Here is a 14,386-nt window from a genome sequence, read left to right on the forward strand (position 1 = left end):
GTTGAGGTGCAACGGTTTCGGTCATGCGCGAACCGGGACTTCCCACTCACCGGGGACGACGATCACGGGTCGATGGCTGTGGTGCAGGACCCCCATCGCGACGCTGCCGAGCAGGATCTCTCGCGCCGCAGACCGTCCCCGTGAACCCACCACGATCGCGGCCGCGTCGCAGTCGTTCGCGGCCGCGATCAAGGAATCGGTGATACCGCGGTTTCGAAAGGCAAGACTGGGTTGAATGTTGAGCCGCCGCACATTTCGGAGGTCACTACCTGACGGGCCGTCCGCCGGGATCTCGGATCCATCGTTGACGCACGCCAACACGATGTCTCGGTGGGGAAACAACCGAACCGTCGCGGTGAATGCGGCGTCGGCGCCGGATGAACCGTCCCACCCGACGACCACCGGCCCATCGCCCAACGCATCGTATTCACTTCCGAGCATCGGATGGGGGATGACGACCACGGGACGGTCGCAATAGTGCACCACGAGGTCCGAGACGCTGCCCAACACCGCCCGGGCACCTCCCATCCCTCGTGAGCCGACGAGCACGACATCGGCACCGATCTGTTGGGCAACCTTCGTGATGGTCACGCCCTCTGCGCCGAAGGTTTTCTTCACCAGGGATTCGGCGTCCCATCCGGCGGCGCGCGCCAGCGCTACCCCCATGGCCGCGACGCGCTCTGCTTCGCGTTCGCCTTCCTGCTCGATCAGCTCGGTCAGTTCATCGAGGGTTCGTGCCCGTGCCCGCAGCCGTCGATGGATCTGGCCGTCGGTGAACGGCGGAATCCACACATGGGTGATGACGCCGTGGGCCGACGGGAGAAGCAGGGCGCAGACCGCGATGGCGGCGCCGGCCTCGGGCGAGCCGTCGTACCCCACCACCACTTTCACTGACACAACCCCGCCTTCGCTCATCATGTGACGGACGTTAGTCGGGTTACGCTACCGCTGGGGGGTGCCATTGGTCCCTATCTGGCAGGCATGACGCCTCTCGAGTGGTCATCCAGTCCCGGGATCGTGGCTGCGTGGGCCTACCGGTAGGAGCCACACTTCGGCGATGGCGTGTTCGGCGACCTTGGCCACTTTCACCGTCCAGTCGGGCAGTTCGACACAGTCACCGGGCGTCGTCGGAATCCGGCCCAACCGCGACAGCACCAATCCGGCGATTGTCGTGAAATCTCCGTGAGGTTCGGCCAATTCGATGCCGATGTCGGGCAAGTCGTGGATGGGGAAGGCCCCGGGAACGACGATCGTCCCGTCCGGCAGGCGCCGTACAGCGAGGACATCGCGGTCAGTCTCATCGTAGATCTCGCCGACGATCTCCTCGAGTAGGTCCTCGAGTGTGACGATCCCTGCGACGCCGCCGTGCTCGTCGATGACCAGAGCGAACTGTTGGCGTTCGGATTTGAACCGCCGCAGTGCGTCCGCGACGTGCAGGTTGTCCGGAAGCGCGAGGGCCGGGCGGGCCACGTCGCTGACAGCGGCATGCTCGCCGAGAAGGTGGCGGAGATGGACGACCCCCACCGCGGAGTCCAGCTCGTGGTCCCGTACCACCGGGGCGTGGGAATGGCCTGATCGGGCCAAGACCTTGCGTGCCTCTACCACGTCCATGTCGTCGGGCAAGGTCACCACAGCACGGCGGGGAACCAACACCTCGCGCAGGGTACGTTCGCGAATCTCGAGGGCACCGGTGATGATGGTGCGCTGCTCAGCGCTCAGTCCTGGATGCCCGGCCACGAGCTCGCGCAGTTCCTCGGGGGACAGCTGCGCCTTACCGGTCTGCGGATTGCCGCCGACGAGCCGAACGAGGACGTCGGTAGCCGCACCCAGCAACTTCGTCACCGGTCGTGAGGCAATCGCCAGAACGTTCAGCGGCATCGCGATCGCCAGTGCCCACCCCTGCGCATACTGCATGCCCAGCCGCTTGGGGGCCAGCTCGCCGACGACCAGATTCACTGCGGTCAACGCGAGGGTGACGATCGCGATACCGACGGCATCGGCGGCGTCGCCGAAAATGCCTTTCAGTGCGGCTACCACCGGAAGGGCCAGCGTCACCGCAGCGGTCGCCGAAGCCAGGTAGCCGGCCAGGGTGATCCCGAGCTGGATGGTGCCGAGGAAGCGGTTGGGGTCGCGGGCGAGTTCGACCACCGTCCGCGAACGCCGCGTACCACGCCGTTCCAGCGCCTTCAACTGTCCTTCACGCAGTGAGATCAGCGCGATCTCACTGCCGGCGAAGACTCCGTTGACCACCATCAGGACGGCGATCAAGCCGACGTCGAACCAGTAACCACCCATGGTGCACTTCTACACCGGTGCCGGCACGGGGGCCGCCATACCGGACAGGGACCCTGACCCGTAAAGGTCAGAGTCCCTGTAACAAGTGGAGTCGGGGTGGCGGGATTCGAACCCACGACCTCTTCGTCCCGAACGAAGCGCGCTACCAAGCTGCGCCACACCCCGCGTGAAGCCACGACAGCGTATCGCACCTGACCCGTGCGAAGCCAAACGGCTTATCGGCCCCGGTGTCCAAGTTCTCGGCGTGTCGCGGGATGGATTCGGCTTGTCGGTGGCGTTATGGAAACTGTCGGCTGGAAAGACATGCCGAGCAGCGAAAGGTGGAGCGGATGATGACCGCTTTGGGGGCCGTGGTGTACGGGGGATTCTTCCTGCTCGCAGCGTTGTGGCTGGTCGTGACCGGCGACTACGACGCCGCCGAGGAGCCGGACCAGACCCAGCCGCAGGACCGTTCGAACTCGGCCAAGTCTCCTGCGTACACGCTCGGGTCGAGGTTGTGAGCCGCCAGCCACTCGGCGTTGTAGTAGGTGTCGGCGTAGCGGTCGCCGCTGTCGGCGATGAGGGTGACCACCGATCCGCCCACCCCGGCGGCGACCATCTCGGCCAGCAGGCCGAACGCGCCCCAGACATTGGTACCGGTTGAGGGGCCGACCCGGCGGCCCAAAATCCGCGATACGTGATGCGCCGCCGCGATCGACGCGGCATCCGGGACGCTGACCATCCGGTCGACGATCTCCGGTAAAAATGACGGCTCCACCCGCGGTCGGCCGATGCCCTCGATCCGAGACGGGGATCCGGTGACGACGTCGCGTCGGCGTTGGGCGTAGGACGGAAAGAAGGCCGAATTCTCCGGATCGACCACACACAGTTTCGTCTCGTGGCGCCGGTAGCGGAGGTAGCGACCGATCGTGGCGCTGGTGCCGCCGGTGCCCGCCCCCACCACGACCCACGCCGGAATCGGATGGTGCTCCTGGCTCATCTGCCCGAAGATCGACTCGGCGATGTTGTTGTTGCCCCGCCAGTCGGTGGCCCGCTCGGCGTTGGTGAACTGATCCAGGTAATGACCGCCGGTCTCCTCGGCGATCCGCTGAGCCTCGGGGTAGACGTCGGCGGGCCGTTCGACGAAATGGCAACGCCCGCCCTGCGCCTCGATCAGCTTGACTTTCGAAGCGCTCGTGGAGGCGGTCATCACCGCGACGAACGGCAGACCCAGCAGCGCCGCGAAATACGCCTCCGACACCGCCGTCGACCCCGAGGACGCCTCGACGACGGTGGTGTGCTCCTCGATCCAGCCGTTGCATAAGCCGTAGAGGAACAGCGAGCGCGCCAACCGGTGTTTGAGGCTGCCCGTGATATGTGTCGATTCGTCCTTGAGGTACAGCGCAATGTCCGCGCTTGCGGACCACGACGACGGCAGCGGGTAGCGCAGCAGATGGGTGTCGGCACTGCGCCGGCTGTCGGCCTCGATCAGCCGGATGGCGTTGTCCACCCAACCCCGTGGCCGGGTGTGCGCGGCGGTGGTCATGCCCGGCCGGCGCAGCAGATGGGGCTCACCGCACCGAGGCGGTAGGGGTGGAGCGCACCACGTTTCGGGTCTCGTCGTGCCCGCCGGTGGGTGCGGCCACCAGGGTCAGCAGGGTGGCTTCCGGGCGGCAGCAGAACCGGTACGGCGCGAACGGTGACGTGCCGATGCCCGCGGACACATGCAGCGCGGTGTCCGCGCCCCAGCGCGACGCGCCCCTGGCGCGGGAGCGGTCCAGGTCGCAATTGGTGACGAGCGCGCCGTAGAACGGCAGGCACAGCTGCCCGCCGTGGGTATGCCCGGCCATGATCAGCTGATAGCCGTCGGCGGCGAACCGGTCCAGCACCCGGGTGTAGGGCGCGTGGGTGACGCCGAGGGTGAGGTTGGCCGTGGGGTTGGCCGGGCCGGCGATCGTGTCGTAGCGATCCCGTCCCAGATGGGCGTCGTCGACGCCGGCCGCCGCGATGGTCAACCCGGAGACTTCGAAGTCGCGCCGGTTGTGGGTCAGGTCAAGCCAGCCGCGTTCGGTGAACGCCGCGCGCAGGTCCTGCCACGGCAGCGGCTTGCCGTGGATGCGATGGTCGCGGTCGTAGAGGTACTTGGCGGGGTTCTTCAGCTTCGGGGCGAAGTAGTCGTTGCTGCCGAAGACGAAGACGCCGGGCACCGACAGCAGGTCCCCGATGGCCTGCACCACCGCGGGTACCGCCTTCGGATGCGACAGGTTGTCCCCGGTGTTGACCACCAGGTCGGGCTCCCACCGGGCCAGCTCGCGCAGCCAGGCCTGCTTGTGCCGCTGCGTCGGGCGCATGTGGATATCGCTGAGGTGCAGCACCCGCAACGGGGTGGAGCCCGGTGACAGCACCGGCATGGTCACCTCGCGCACGACGAACGCGTTGCGCTCGATCACGGTCGCGTAGCCGACCGCGAGCGCGGCCGAGCTGGCGGCCACGAGGGCGGACGACTTCACTGCAGACGGCACAGCCATACCGGCAAGAATACTGCCCCCAGCCGGGGTCCATCGGGTCGAGCGGGGAGCGCAAGCCGTCGCGGAACGCCTATGTCACGGTGGCGGTGGCGCCGGCGGGGCCAGCAGCGGAACCGTGATGGGCGGCAGTCCGGGGATCTGCACGACGGTCTGACCGAACGGCGCACCGTCCAGACCCGGTATCGGTGGCGTCCCCGGCGGCGGCGGTGGTGGCGCCGGCGGGATCCCGTTGCTGACCTGGATGGTGATGATCGAGCCCGGAACGGTCTGCCCGCTGGGGGAGGTCCCGACCACCGCACCGGCCGGTGCCGTGCTGTTGATCGGGGTCGACTGGTCGGCGACCTGGAAGCCGGCGTCCTTGAGCCGGTCACGCGCGGCAGCCGGGGTCAGGCCCGCGACACTGGGCACCCGTGAGCCCGGGGCGCCGTCGACGAAGCGCGGGTCGGTCGGTGGCAGCGCGATGTCGCCGAAGCTCTCGGCGATCGGCTTCATGGCGGTGAACCAGGTCTTGGCGGGCTCGTTGCCGCCGTAGAGATTGCCGTCACCGCACTGCCGCAGCGGCCATGAGCACAGGTCCGACGGGTTGGGCGAATCGTCGTAGATGTAGGCGGCTGCCGCGTAGTGGTTGGTGTAGCCGAGGAAGGCCGAGGACCGGTGCGCCTCGGTGGTGCCGGTCTTTCCGGACATCGGAAGATTCCAGCCCACCGAACCGGCCGAGCCGGCCGCGGTGCCGCTGCTGTCGTCCTTACTCAAGGCGTTGGACAGGGTGTTCGCCAGCCCCTCGGGCACCACCTGGTCGCAGGTCTCCGTGGTGACCGACACCTCGTTGCCGTTTCGGTCATAGAGCTTGTCGATGGGGCTCGGCGGACACCATGTCCCTCCCGAGGCCAGGGTCGCCGCCACGTTGGACAGCTCCAGGGCGTTCACCTCGATCGGGCCCAGCGTGAACGACCCGAGGTTCTGGCGCTTGATGAAGTCGGCCAGGCTCTCGTTGCTGTCCGGCTCGTAGGGCCGCGCGGTACCCGGCTCGGCGTAGGAGCGCAGACCCAGCTTGACCGCCATGTCGACCGTGCGCTGCACGCCGACCTGGGAGATGAGCTTGGCGAAGGCGGTGTTGGGGGAGGTGGCCAGCGCGTCGGTGACGCTCATCGAGCCGCGGTAGTTGCCCGCGTTCTGCACACACCAGGTGTTCTGCGGGCAACCCCGGGCGCCGCCGCTGCCCAGCCCTTTGGCCTCGAAGCGCACCGGGGCGTCCAGGTTGGCGTTGATGCCCATCCCCATGTCGAGGGCCGCGGCGGTGGTGAAGATCTTGAAGACTGACCCGGCACCGTCCCCCACAAGCGAAAACGGTTGCGGCTGCATGGTTTCCCCGAGCGCCGAGTTCAGCCCGTAGGTCCGGTTGCTGACCATCGCAACCACCGGGTGGGCCGTCTTACCCGGCAGCACGACGCTCATCACGCTGGCGATGCCCTGGATGTCCGGGGGCGCGAGCGAGTCGACGGCCGACTTGACCGAGCTTTGGACATCGGGATCCAACGTGGTCTTGATCAGGTACCCGCCCCTGGCCAGCTGGTCCTTGCTGATGCCCGCGCGCGCCAGGTATTCCTGCACGTAGTCGCAGAAGAATGCCCGGTCACCGGCGGCGATGCAGCCGCGTGGCAGCTCGTTGGGCTGGGGCAGGATGCCCAGAGGCTCCTGCTTGGCGGCCCGCAGTTCGTCGGCCTTGTCGGGGACGTTGTCGATCATCGTGTCGAGCACGAGATTGCGGCGGGCCAGCGCGCCGTCGGGATTGGTGTAGGGATTGAGCGTGCTGGTCGACTGCACCAGACCGGCCAGCAGTGCGGCCTGCTGCCAGTTCAGCTGCGAGGCGTCCACGCCGAAGTAGGTCTGCGCGGCGTCCTGGATGCCGAAGGCGCCGTTGCCGAAGCTGACCAGGTTGAGATATCGGGTCAGGATCTCCGGCTTGGTGAACGTCTTGTCGAGCGTCAGCGCCATCCGGATCTCGCGCAGTTTGCGTGCCGGGGTGGTCTCCACCGCCGCGCGCTTCTCCGCATCGGTCTGGGCGATCACCAGCAGCTGGTAGTTCTTGACGTATTGCTGTTCGATGGTCGATCCGCCGCGGGTGTCGACGTCGCCGGAGGCGTAGCCGGCCAGGCCGGTCAGCGTGCCTTTCCAGTCGACACCGTTATGTTCGGCAAACCGCTTGTCCTCGATCGAAACGATTGCCAGCTTCATCGTGTCGGCGATTTTGTCGCTGGGTACCTCGAAGCGGCGCTGCGAGTACAGCCACGCGATGGGGTTGCCCTTGGCGTCCACCATGGTCGTCACGGCCGGCACTTCACCCTCGACGAGCTGAGCCGAGCCGTTGGCCACCACATCCGAGGCGCGGTTGGAGATCAATCCGATGCCGCCGACCACGGGAAACAGGAGCGCCGCGAGTATCACGCTGGCCAATAGGCAGCACCAGGCCAGCTTGATGAGCGTTGCGCCGGCCGGAGGGCGTTCCGACATGAGTAACAGAGTAACGACGGCCCATGGGGTCTTGCGGAGCGTCCCCGAGCGGGACGAGGATATACAAGGGTATTTACGGGGGAGTCAGAAAATGCCAGTTCATGATCGGTCTGGACGGGCGTCCCAAAAAACCTGTGATCTAACTGTTGCGCAAAAGATACCTGACCACCTAACTTAAACAGACAGTGCGATTCAGGTAACACTCGGAGTCGTGATGTGGCGTAGATCGCATACGCGGCCTACACCAGAAGATTGTCAGCCGCGCTTGCGGCCGGACGAAGGGGATCGTCGGTGTCAGGTATTCGAACCGCTGCCCGCAAGCCAAGCGCAGCGCTATTGAACGGTTCCGTCCAGGGAGTGGACGGGGAAGCCCGGATCGCGTGGGTATCGAGGGCTTTATGCCGGTCAACCGACCCTGACGAACTGTTTGTCCGTGGCGCCGCGCAGCGCAAAGCGGCAGTGATCTGCCGGCACTGCCCGGTCATGGCCGAATGCGGTGCCGACGCACTGGACAACCGTGTGGAGTTCGGCGTGTGGGGCGGCATGACCGAGCGTCAGCGTCGCGCATTGCTCAAGCAGCACCCCGAGGTGGTGTCCTGGGCCGAGTTCTTCGCCGCGCAGCGCAAGCACCGCAGCGTTAGCTAATTTCCGAGCCGGACTGCGGCCCCTCGACCGCAGTCGCTTACGCGGTCTCTCCAGTGATCTGATCGGCGATCGCCTGTAGGGCGTCGAGATCGGAAACGTCGAACGGCAGTGACGGCACGCCGACCACCGGAACGTGTGGATTGGCGCCGGTGAACCGTGACAGCAGCCGGATCTCCCGCTTCGCGGTCTGCGCCCGGTCGGCGTGGATCCGCAGCACCGCCGCCGCAAGCTGGTTTCCGTCGTTGTCCGTGCCGGCGGCCTCCAGGTCCGCGACTCCGTCGACGGCGCGCTCCGCGGTCAGCGCGCACAACGTCGGATGCGTCCGGTTGAGGATCAGTCCGGCCAGTGGCATGTTCTCCTCCGAAAGCCGGTCGACGAAGAACGAGGCCTCCCGGAGCGCGTCGGGCTCGGCCGCCGAAACCACGACGAACTGCGTGCCGCGCCTCTTGAGCAGCTCGTAGGTGCGGTCGGCCTTCTCCCGGAAGCCGCCGAACGTCGAATCCAATGACTGCACGAACGCCGAAGCGTCCGCCAGCATCTGCGAACCCAGGATGGTCGACATCGCCTTCATCGCCAGGCCGACCACACCGGTGACCAGGCGACCGAACCCCCGTCCGGGGGCCAGCAGCAGGCGCCAGAGCCGGCCGTCCATGAAACTGCCCAGCCGTTTGGGGGCGTCGAGGAAGTCCAGCGCGTTGCGCGACGGCGGGGTGTCCACCACCACCAGATCCCAGCGGTCCTGTCCGAGCAGCTGGCCGAGCTTTTCCATGGCCATGTACTCCTGCGTGCCGGCCAGTGACGTGGCGACGGTCTGATAGAACTGGTTGTCCAGAATCGCCTGGGCGCGTTCGGTTCCCGAGTATTCGATGACCATCTCGTCGAACGTGCGGCGCATGTCGAGCATCATCGCGTGCAGCTCACCGGACACCTCGGGAGCCAGTGGAACCCGCTGCGGGGTGTTGCCGAGCTCCTTGATTCCCAGCGCCTGTGCCAGCCGTTTGGCGGGGTCGATCGTCAACACCACCACGGTGCGGCCATACTCGGCGGCCCGTAGCGCCATCGCCGCCGCGGTGGTGGTCTTGCCCACTCCGCCGGCGCCGCAGCAGACCACGACCCGGTTGGACTTGTCTTCCAGGATCGACTTCATGTCGAGTGCCGGAGGTGCGCCGCTCATTTACCTACTCACCTCGATTGTCCTCTTCACTTCTGCTCGACCTGTCCTCTTCACTTCGTTCATCGGACGCCTTGCTGCGCAAGCGTTTCCGCCAATTCGTACAAGCTTCCCAGATCCACGCCGTCGGGTATGGTCGGCAGCTCCAGCCGCGGCACGTGCAGGCGGTCGAGTTGCTCGGCGCTCTCGGCGCGGGCCCGGATGCGGCTGGCGTGCTCGATGGCCTCGGTCAGCAGTCCGGCGAAGTCCGCATCCGACAAGCTGATGCCCACCCGATTCAGCCCGGCGCGCACCGCGTCGGCGTCGATGTCCCCCTCGGCCGCCTTGGCGAGGTCGGCCGGCGGCAGAAACGGCGCGATGTTGCGGTTGACGATCACGCTGCCGATCGGCAGGCCGAGCTCTTGGAGTTCCTCGATGGCCTCGATGGTCTCCTGGATGGGGAGCGCCTCGAGCAGGGTGACCAGGTGGATCGCGGTCTGCTCGGAATGCAGAAGCTTGACCACACCATCGGCCTGGGAATGCACCGGGCCGCCCTTGGCCAGATCGGACACGGCCTTGGTGACGTCGAGGAACCGGGCGATCCGCCCGGTCGGGGGAGAGTCGACGACGATTGCGTCGTACGCAGGCTTCTTGTTGCGGTCCTGCCGCACCACCGACTCCTTGATCTTGCCGGTGAGCAACACATCACGCAGACCAGGGGCGATCGTCGTCGCGAATTCGATGGCGCCGATCCGGCGCATCGCCCGGCCGGCGAGGCCGAGGTTGTAGAACATCTCCAGGTATTCCATGAACGCCGCCTCGATGTCGACGGCGAGCGCGTTCACGTGTCCGCCGCCTTCGGCGGTGGCGATCTTCAGCTCCTCGTACGGCAACGGCGGCACGTCGAACAGCTGCGCAATGCCTTGGCGCCCTTCCACTTCCACCAGAAGAACGCGGCGTCCGCCCGCGGCCAGTGTCAATGCCAGCGCGGCGGCAACGGTGGTTTTGCCGGTGCCGCCCTTACCGGTCACAAAATGCAAGCGCGCCTTGGTCAGGCGGGAAGGCCAGGCTAGGGAGCTGCCATCGCTCGGTGTGGTCGCCATCAGAGCATGCTAGCCAAGCCCCCGCGGCCCCCTGCGGCATTGGTGCCGAGGGATAAGCTTCGGCTATGAGCCAACCGACGACATGGGAATACGCCACGGTGCCGCTGCTGACCCACGCGACCAAGCAAATCCTCGACCAATGGGGTGCCGACGGCTGGGAACTCGTCGCGGTTCTTCCCGGCCCGACCGGGGAGCAGCACGTCGCCTATCTGAAGCGGCCGAAGTGAGCAGTGCCGGCGGGCAGGAGCGCAGCGACTCGGGGAACGTCACGGCGAAACTGGCCGACCTCGGACTGACACTGCCCACAGTCGTCAAGCCGCTGGCCGCTTACCTCCCCGCGGTGCGTACCGGCAACCTCGTCTACACCGCCGGACAGCTCCCGATGGAGGCCGGCAGCCTGATCCACACCGGCAAGGTCGGCGCCGACGTGAGCCCGGAACAGGCCCGCGACGCCGCGCGCCTGTGCGCGCTCAACGCCCTGGCCGCCGTCGATTCGGTTGTAGGGCTCGACAACGTGACCCGGGTGGTCAAAGTGGTCGGATTCGTCGCGTCGGCGCCGGGCTTCACCGGTCAACCCGGCGTCATCAACGGGGCCTCGGAATTCCTCGGGGAGGTGTTCGGCGAGGCCGGTGCGCATGCCCGGTCGGCGGTCGGGGTGTCCGAATTGCCGCTGAACGCGCCGGTGGAGGTTGAGCTCATCGTCGAGGTCGGGTGAGCGAGCATCCCGCCTACGGGATCTTGAGGCCGGTGACCCGAACGGCCTCCGTCCTACTCTGCAACAACCCGAATGTCATGACGCTGGACGGCACCAACACCTGGGTGCTGCGCGGGCCCGGCAGCGACGAGATGGTGGTCGTGGATCCCGGCCCGGACGACGACGAGCACATCGGCCGGCTCGCTGAACTCGGCCCGATCCCGTTGGTGCTGATCAGCCACAAGCACGAGGACCATACCGGCGGCATCGACAAGCTCGTCGACGCCTGTGGTGCGGTGGTCCGCTCGGTGGCCAGCGGATTCCTGCGCGGCCTGGGTGGGCCCCTGACCGATGGCGAGGTCATCGATGTGGCAGGCCTGCGGATCACCGTGATGGCCACCCCGGGCCATACCGCTGACTCGCTGTCCTTTCTGGTTGATGACGCCGTATTGACCGCCGACACCGTGCTCGGCCGGGGCACCACCGTCATCGACGACGAAGACGGCAGCCTGACCGAGTACCTGGATTCACTGCAGCGGCTGCAAGGTTTGGGGCACCGCACGGTGCTGCCCGGGCACGGGCCCGAGCTCGACGACCTGCAGGCCGTCACCACGATGTATCTGGCGCATCGGGAGGAACGGCTGGATCAGGTGCGCGCGGCCCTGCAGGTACTCGGCGAGGACGCCACCGCGCGCCAAGTCGTCGAGCACGTCTACACCGACGTCGATCAGGAACTGTGGGACGCCGCCGAGAAGTCGGTGCGCGCTCAGCTGGACTACCTCCGCTAGCGAGCACCCATGCTCAAACTCGCTCGGGCGCGCCCCGCTGCCGCGGTGCTCACCTCGCTCGGCGGGCCAGCCGTTCGGAGTCGCTGATCAGCACGCTCTTGCCCTCCAAGCGGATCCACCCGCGATGGGCGAAGTCCGCCAGCGCCTTGTTGACCGTCTCGCGCGACGCCCCCACCAGCTGGGCGATCTCCTCCTGGGTGAGATCGTGGGTGACCCGCAGCGCGCCGCCCTCCTGGGTGCCGAATCGCTGAGCGAGCTGAAGGAGCTGCTTGGCGACGCGACCCGGAACGTCGGTGAAGATCAGGTCGGCGAGATTGTTGTTGGTGCGGCGCAGGCGACGGGCCAGCACTCGCAACAACTGCTCGGCGATTTCGGGGCGATCGGCGATCCACGCCCGCAGCGCGTCGCGGTCCATCGAGACCGCCCGCACCTCGGTGATAGTGGTGGCGCTGGATGTCCGCGGTCCAGGGTCGAAGATCGACAGTTCGCCGAACATGTCCGACGGACCCATGATCGTCAGGAGGTTTTCCCGGCCATCCGGGGAACGGCGGCCGATCTTCACCTTGCCGGAGATGATGATGTACAGCCGATCACCCGGCTCGCCCTCGGCGAAGACCGTGTGTCCACGCGGGAAGTCCACCGGCTGCAGCTGTTTGGTCAGCGCGGACACCGCGCTGGGTTCAACCCCCTGGAAGATTCCGGCCCTCGCCAGGATCTCGTCCACGTTGCCCCTCTTAAACTCTTCGATGATGTGAAATGCGCAGGCCAGCTGTATTGCTGGGCTATGTCAGTGTAGTGGTAGCCGGTCTTGCGACGTGCCAACGCTACACACGATTGGCGTATTGGGTCCGGTGAAACTGCGGATTCGGCCTTGCGTGGGCATATGACCGCGTCGGCAAACCGGGTTCGCGGTCACCTGGGTGGGAATCCGCCTGCCCGCCGGAGGGCCAGGTTTCGAATCGGGGCGGCGCCGGCGCAGGTGCGGGCTTGGCGGCTCGCTCGAGATATTCGGTCACTTCGTCGGCACCGGTGCGTTCGGCATGCAACGCCTCTTCGACTCGCTGTAACCCGAACGTCGACAGCATCAACAGCCCGGGGACACACGCCGCGAGCAACCAGGTCACGGGGAAAGTAAACACGCGCAAGGTCTCAGCGGGATTACGAATTGTCACCGGTCAGCCCGCAGCTTCAAAGGGCGGAGTCAGTACCCTGGCAACGTGACCACGGACAGCCCGCCGACCAGGCGCAGGACCGCCGGGGCCCGGGGTGCCACGAAGGCGGAGTCGAAGAAGTGGGATTCGGAGACTCACCTGGGCCTTGTGCGGCGGGCTCGGCGGATGAACCGGACGTTGGCCATCGCGTTCCCGCACGTGTACTGCGAACTCGACTTCACCAACCCGCTGGAACTGACCGTCGCCACAATTCTGTCGGCTCAGTCCACTGACAAGCGGGTCAACCTCACCACCCCGGCGCTGTTCAAGAGATACCGGACGGCCCGGGACTATGCGCAGGCCGATCGCGCCGAGCTGGAGGAACTGATCCGCCCCACCGGCTTCTACCGCAACAAGGCCAACTCGTTGATCCGGCTCGGTCAGGAGCTCGTCGAGCGGTTTGACGGCGAGGTGCCGCGCACGATGGTCGAACTGGTCACCCTGCCCGGGGTGGGCCGCAAGACCGCCAACGTGATCCTGGGCAACGCCTTCGACATCCCGGGCATCACCGTGGACACGCATTTCGGTCGGCTCGTCCGGCGCTGGCGCTGGACCGCAGAGGAGGACCCGGTCAAGGTCGAACACGCCGTCGGCGAGCTGATCGAACGCAGCGAGTGGACGCTGCTGAGTCATCGCGTGATCTTTCATGGCCGTCGCGTGTGCCACGCCCGAAAGCCCGCGTGCGGGGTGTGCATGCTGGCTAAGGACTGTCCGTCGTTCGGGCTCGGTCCCACCGATCCGGTGGTGGCCGCGCCGCTGGTGAAGGGGCCCGAGACCGAGCACCTGCTGGCGCTGGCCGGGCTCTGACCGCTCGGCCGGCTCCACACTGATGACCACATCGACCCGCTGGACCCTGTTCGTGCTCGCCGTGGTGGCGGCGTTGGTGGTGGCGCTGGTCGTCTCACTGGAGGACACCCCGTCGGAGAACTCGGGCGCACCGGGCGCCCAGGTCGCGCGAGCCCATCGCGATGCCGACACGCCCGAGGCGTTGGCGGTGCCCCGCCAGCGCGCAGACCTCGAGCCGTGCCCACCAGCGGGCGGCGCTGCCGGGCCGAAGGAACTGCGCGGCATCGTCGTCGAGTGTGCCGGCGACGGCGCGGATGTGGATGTCGCCCGCGCGCTGGCCGGCCGTCCGGCGGTGCTCAACCTGTGGGCGTATTGGTGCGGGCCGTGTGCCGAAGAATTGCCCGCGATGGCGGATTACCAGCGCCGAGTTGGTCCGGATATCGCCGTGGTGACCGTGCATCAGGACGAGAACGAAGCGGCAGCGCTGCTGCGGCTGGCCGAGTTGGGCGTGCGGCTACCGACGCTGCAGGACGGGCAACGACGGATCGCCGCGGCGTTGGGCGTGCCCAACGTGATGCCCGCGACCGTCGTGCTGCGCGCGGACGGTAGCGTTGCCAAAATTCTGCCGCAGGCGTTCACCAGTGCCGACGAGATCGCTGTCGCGGTGAAGAATGCATTGCAGTGACGACAGACGAG

15 protein-coding genes and 1 tRNA gene are annotated in these 14,386 nt (G+C 67.0%); 6 read left to right on the plus strand and 10 right to left on the minus strand.

The window, feature by feature from the left end; genetic code table 11:
- Positions 1–21: 21 nt before the first annotated feature.
- From ORI27_RS23040 to ponA2, 6 genes are all read right to left on the minus strand, one after another.
- Positions 22–918 (minus strand): universal stress protein, encoded by an 897-nt coding sequence (locus ORI27_RS23040; protein ID WP_407666398.1) that lies wholly within the window; start codon positions 916–918, stop codon positions 22–24.
- A gap of 81 nt (positions 919–999) precedes the next feature.
- Complete coding sequence (locus ORI27_RS23045) at positions 1,000–2,295, minus strand: hemolysin family protein (RefSeq protein ID WP_265999347.1); 1,296 nt, start codon at positions 2,293–2,295, stop codon at positions 1,000–1,002.
- A 91-nt stretch (positions 2,296–2,386) separates the two neighbouring features.
- Positions 2,387–2,460, minus strand: a tRNA-Pro gene (locus ORI27_RS23050).
- Between the two features lie 241 nt (positions 2,461–2,701).
- A complete protein-coding gene (gene cds1 / locus ORI27_RS23055) occupies positions 2,702–3,820 on the minus strand; it encodes an L-cysteine desulfhydrase Cds1 (protein WP_265999346.1) in 1,119 nt (372 codons plus the stop codon).
- A 25-nt stretch (positions 3,821–3,845) separates the two neighbouring features.
- Positions 3,846–4,802: a metallophosphoesterase gene (locus tag ORI27_RS23060; RefSeq protein WP_265999345.1), complete on the minus strand. Its 957-nt coding sequence runs from the start codon at positions 4,800–4,802 to the stop codon at positions 3,846–3,848.
- A gap of 75 nt (positions 4,803–4,877) precedes the next feature.
- Positions 4,878–7,313: a transglycosylase/D,D-transpeptidase PonA2 gene (ponA2, locus tag ORI27_RS23065; protein ID WP_265999344.1), complete on the minus strand. Its 2,436-nt coding sequence runs from the start codon at positions 7,311–7,313 to the stop codon at positions 4,878–4,880.
- A 291-nt stretch (positions 7,314–7,604) separates the two neighbouring features.
- Between ponA2 and ORI27_RS23070 the strand changes: the two genes are divergently transcribed.
- Positions 7,605–7,958 (plus strand): WhiB family transcriptional regulator, encoded by a 354-nt coding sequence (locus ORI27_RS23070; protein WP_323055655.1) that lies wholly within the window; start codon positions 7,605–7,607, stop codon positions 7,956–7,958.
- A 37-nt stretch (positions 7,959–7,995) separates the two neighbouring features.
- Here the strand turns inward: ORI27_RS23070 and ORI27_RS23075 are convergent, their stop codons facing one another.
- Positions 7,996–9,132 carry an ArsA family ATPase gene (locus ORI27_RS23075; protein ID WP_265999343.1) on the minus strand — a complete coding sequence of 379 codons (1,137 nt, stop codon included), beginning with the start codon at positions 9,130–9,132 and terminating at the stop codon, positions 7,996–7,998.
- A gap of 59 nt (positions 9,133–9,191) precedes the next feature.
- Positions 9,192–10,214 carry an ArsA-related P-loop ATPase gene (locus ORI27_RS23080; RefSeq protein ID WP_265999408.1) on the minus strand — a complete coding sequence of 341 codons (1,023 nt, stop codon included), beginning with the start codon at positions 10,212–10,214 and terminating at the stop codon, positions 9,192–9,194.
- Positions 10,215–10,276: 62 nt separating this feature from the next.
- Between ORI27_RS23080 and ORI27_RS23085 the strand changes: the two genes are divergently transcribed.
- Genes ORI27_RS23085 through ORI27_RS23095 form a run of 3 tightly spaced genes read left to right on the plus strand, consistent with a single transcriptional unit; the run spans position 10,277 to position 11,693 of the window.
- Positions 10,277–10,438 (plus strand): DUF4177 domain-containing protein, encoded by a 162-nt coding sequence (locus ORI27_RS23085; RefSeq protein ID WP_005138621.1) that lies wholly within the window; start codon positions 10,277–10,279, stop codon positions 10,436–10,438.
- Positions 10,435–10,926: a RidA family protein gene (locus ORI27_RS23090; protein WP_265999342.1), complete on the plus strand. Its 492-nt coding sequence runs from the start codon at positions 10,435–10,437 to the stop codon at positions 10,924–10,926. The genes ORI27_RS23085 and ORI27_RS23090 overlap by 4 nt, the downstream gene beginning before the upstream one ends.
- Positions 10,927–10,958: 32 nt before the next feature.
- The gene (locus ORI27_RS23095; protein WP_407666397.1) at positions 10,959–11,693 is read left to right on the plus strand and encodes an MBL fold metallo-hydrolase; all 735 of its coding nucleotides are present in this window, start codon (positions 10,959–10,961) and stop codon (positions 11,691–11,693) included.
- Between the two features lie 49 nt (positions 11,694–11,742).
- Here ORI27_RS23095 and crp read toward each other — a convergent pair whose 3' ends face one another.
- Together crp and ORI27_RS23105 are read right to left on the minus strand one after the other, a co-directional pair.
- Entirely contained in the window at positions 11,743–12,417 is a 675-nt protein-coding gene (gene crp / locus ORI27_RS23100; protein WP_005138643.1) for a cAMP-activated global transcriptional regulator CRP, read from the minus strand.
- Between the two features lie 100 nt (positions 12,418–12,517).
- Positions 12,518–12,817 carry a hypothetical protein gene (locus tag ORI27_RS23105; protein WP_265999339.1) on the minus strand — a complete coding sequence of 100 codons (300 nt, stop codon included), beginning with the start codon at positions 12,815–12,817 and terminating at the stop codon, positions 12,518–12,520.
- Between the two features lie 213 nt (positions 12,818–13,030).
- Here ORI27_RS23105 and nth point away from each other — a divergent pair, with 213 nt between their 5' ends.
- Together nth and ORI27_RS23115 are read left to right on the plus strand one after the other, a co-directional pair.
- Positions 13,031–13,711, plus strand: coding sequence for an endonuclease III (gene nth, locus ORI27_RS23110; RefSeq protein ID WP_265999407.1), 681 nt, complete (start codon positions 13,031–13,033; stop codon positions 13,709–13,711).
- A 22-nt stretch (positions 13,712–13,733) separates the two neighbouring features.
- Complete coding sequence (locus ORI27_RS23115; RefSeq protein ID WP_265999338.1) at positions 13,734–14,375, plus strand: TlpA family protein disulfide reductase; 642 nt, start codon at positions 13,734–13,736, stop codon at positions 14,373–14,375.
- The last annotated feature ends 11 nt before the right edge of the window (positions 14,376–14,386 follow it).

This window comes from Mycobacterium pinniadriaticum (assembly GCF_026242045.1).
In the GTDB taxonomy this organism is placed as follows: domain Bacteria; phylum Actinomycetota; class Actinomycetes; order Mycobacteriales; family Mycobacteriaceae; genus Mycobacterium; species Mycobacterium pinniadriaticum.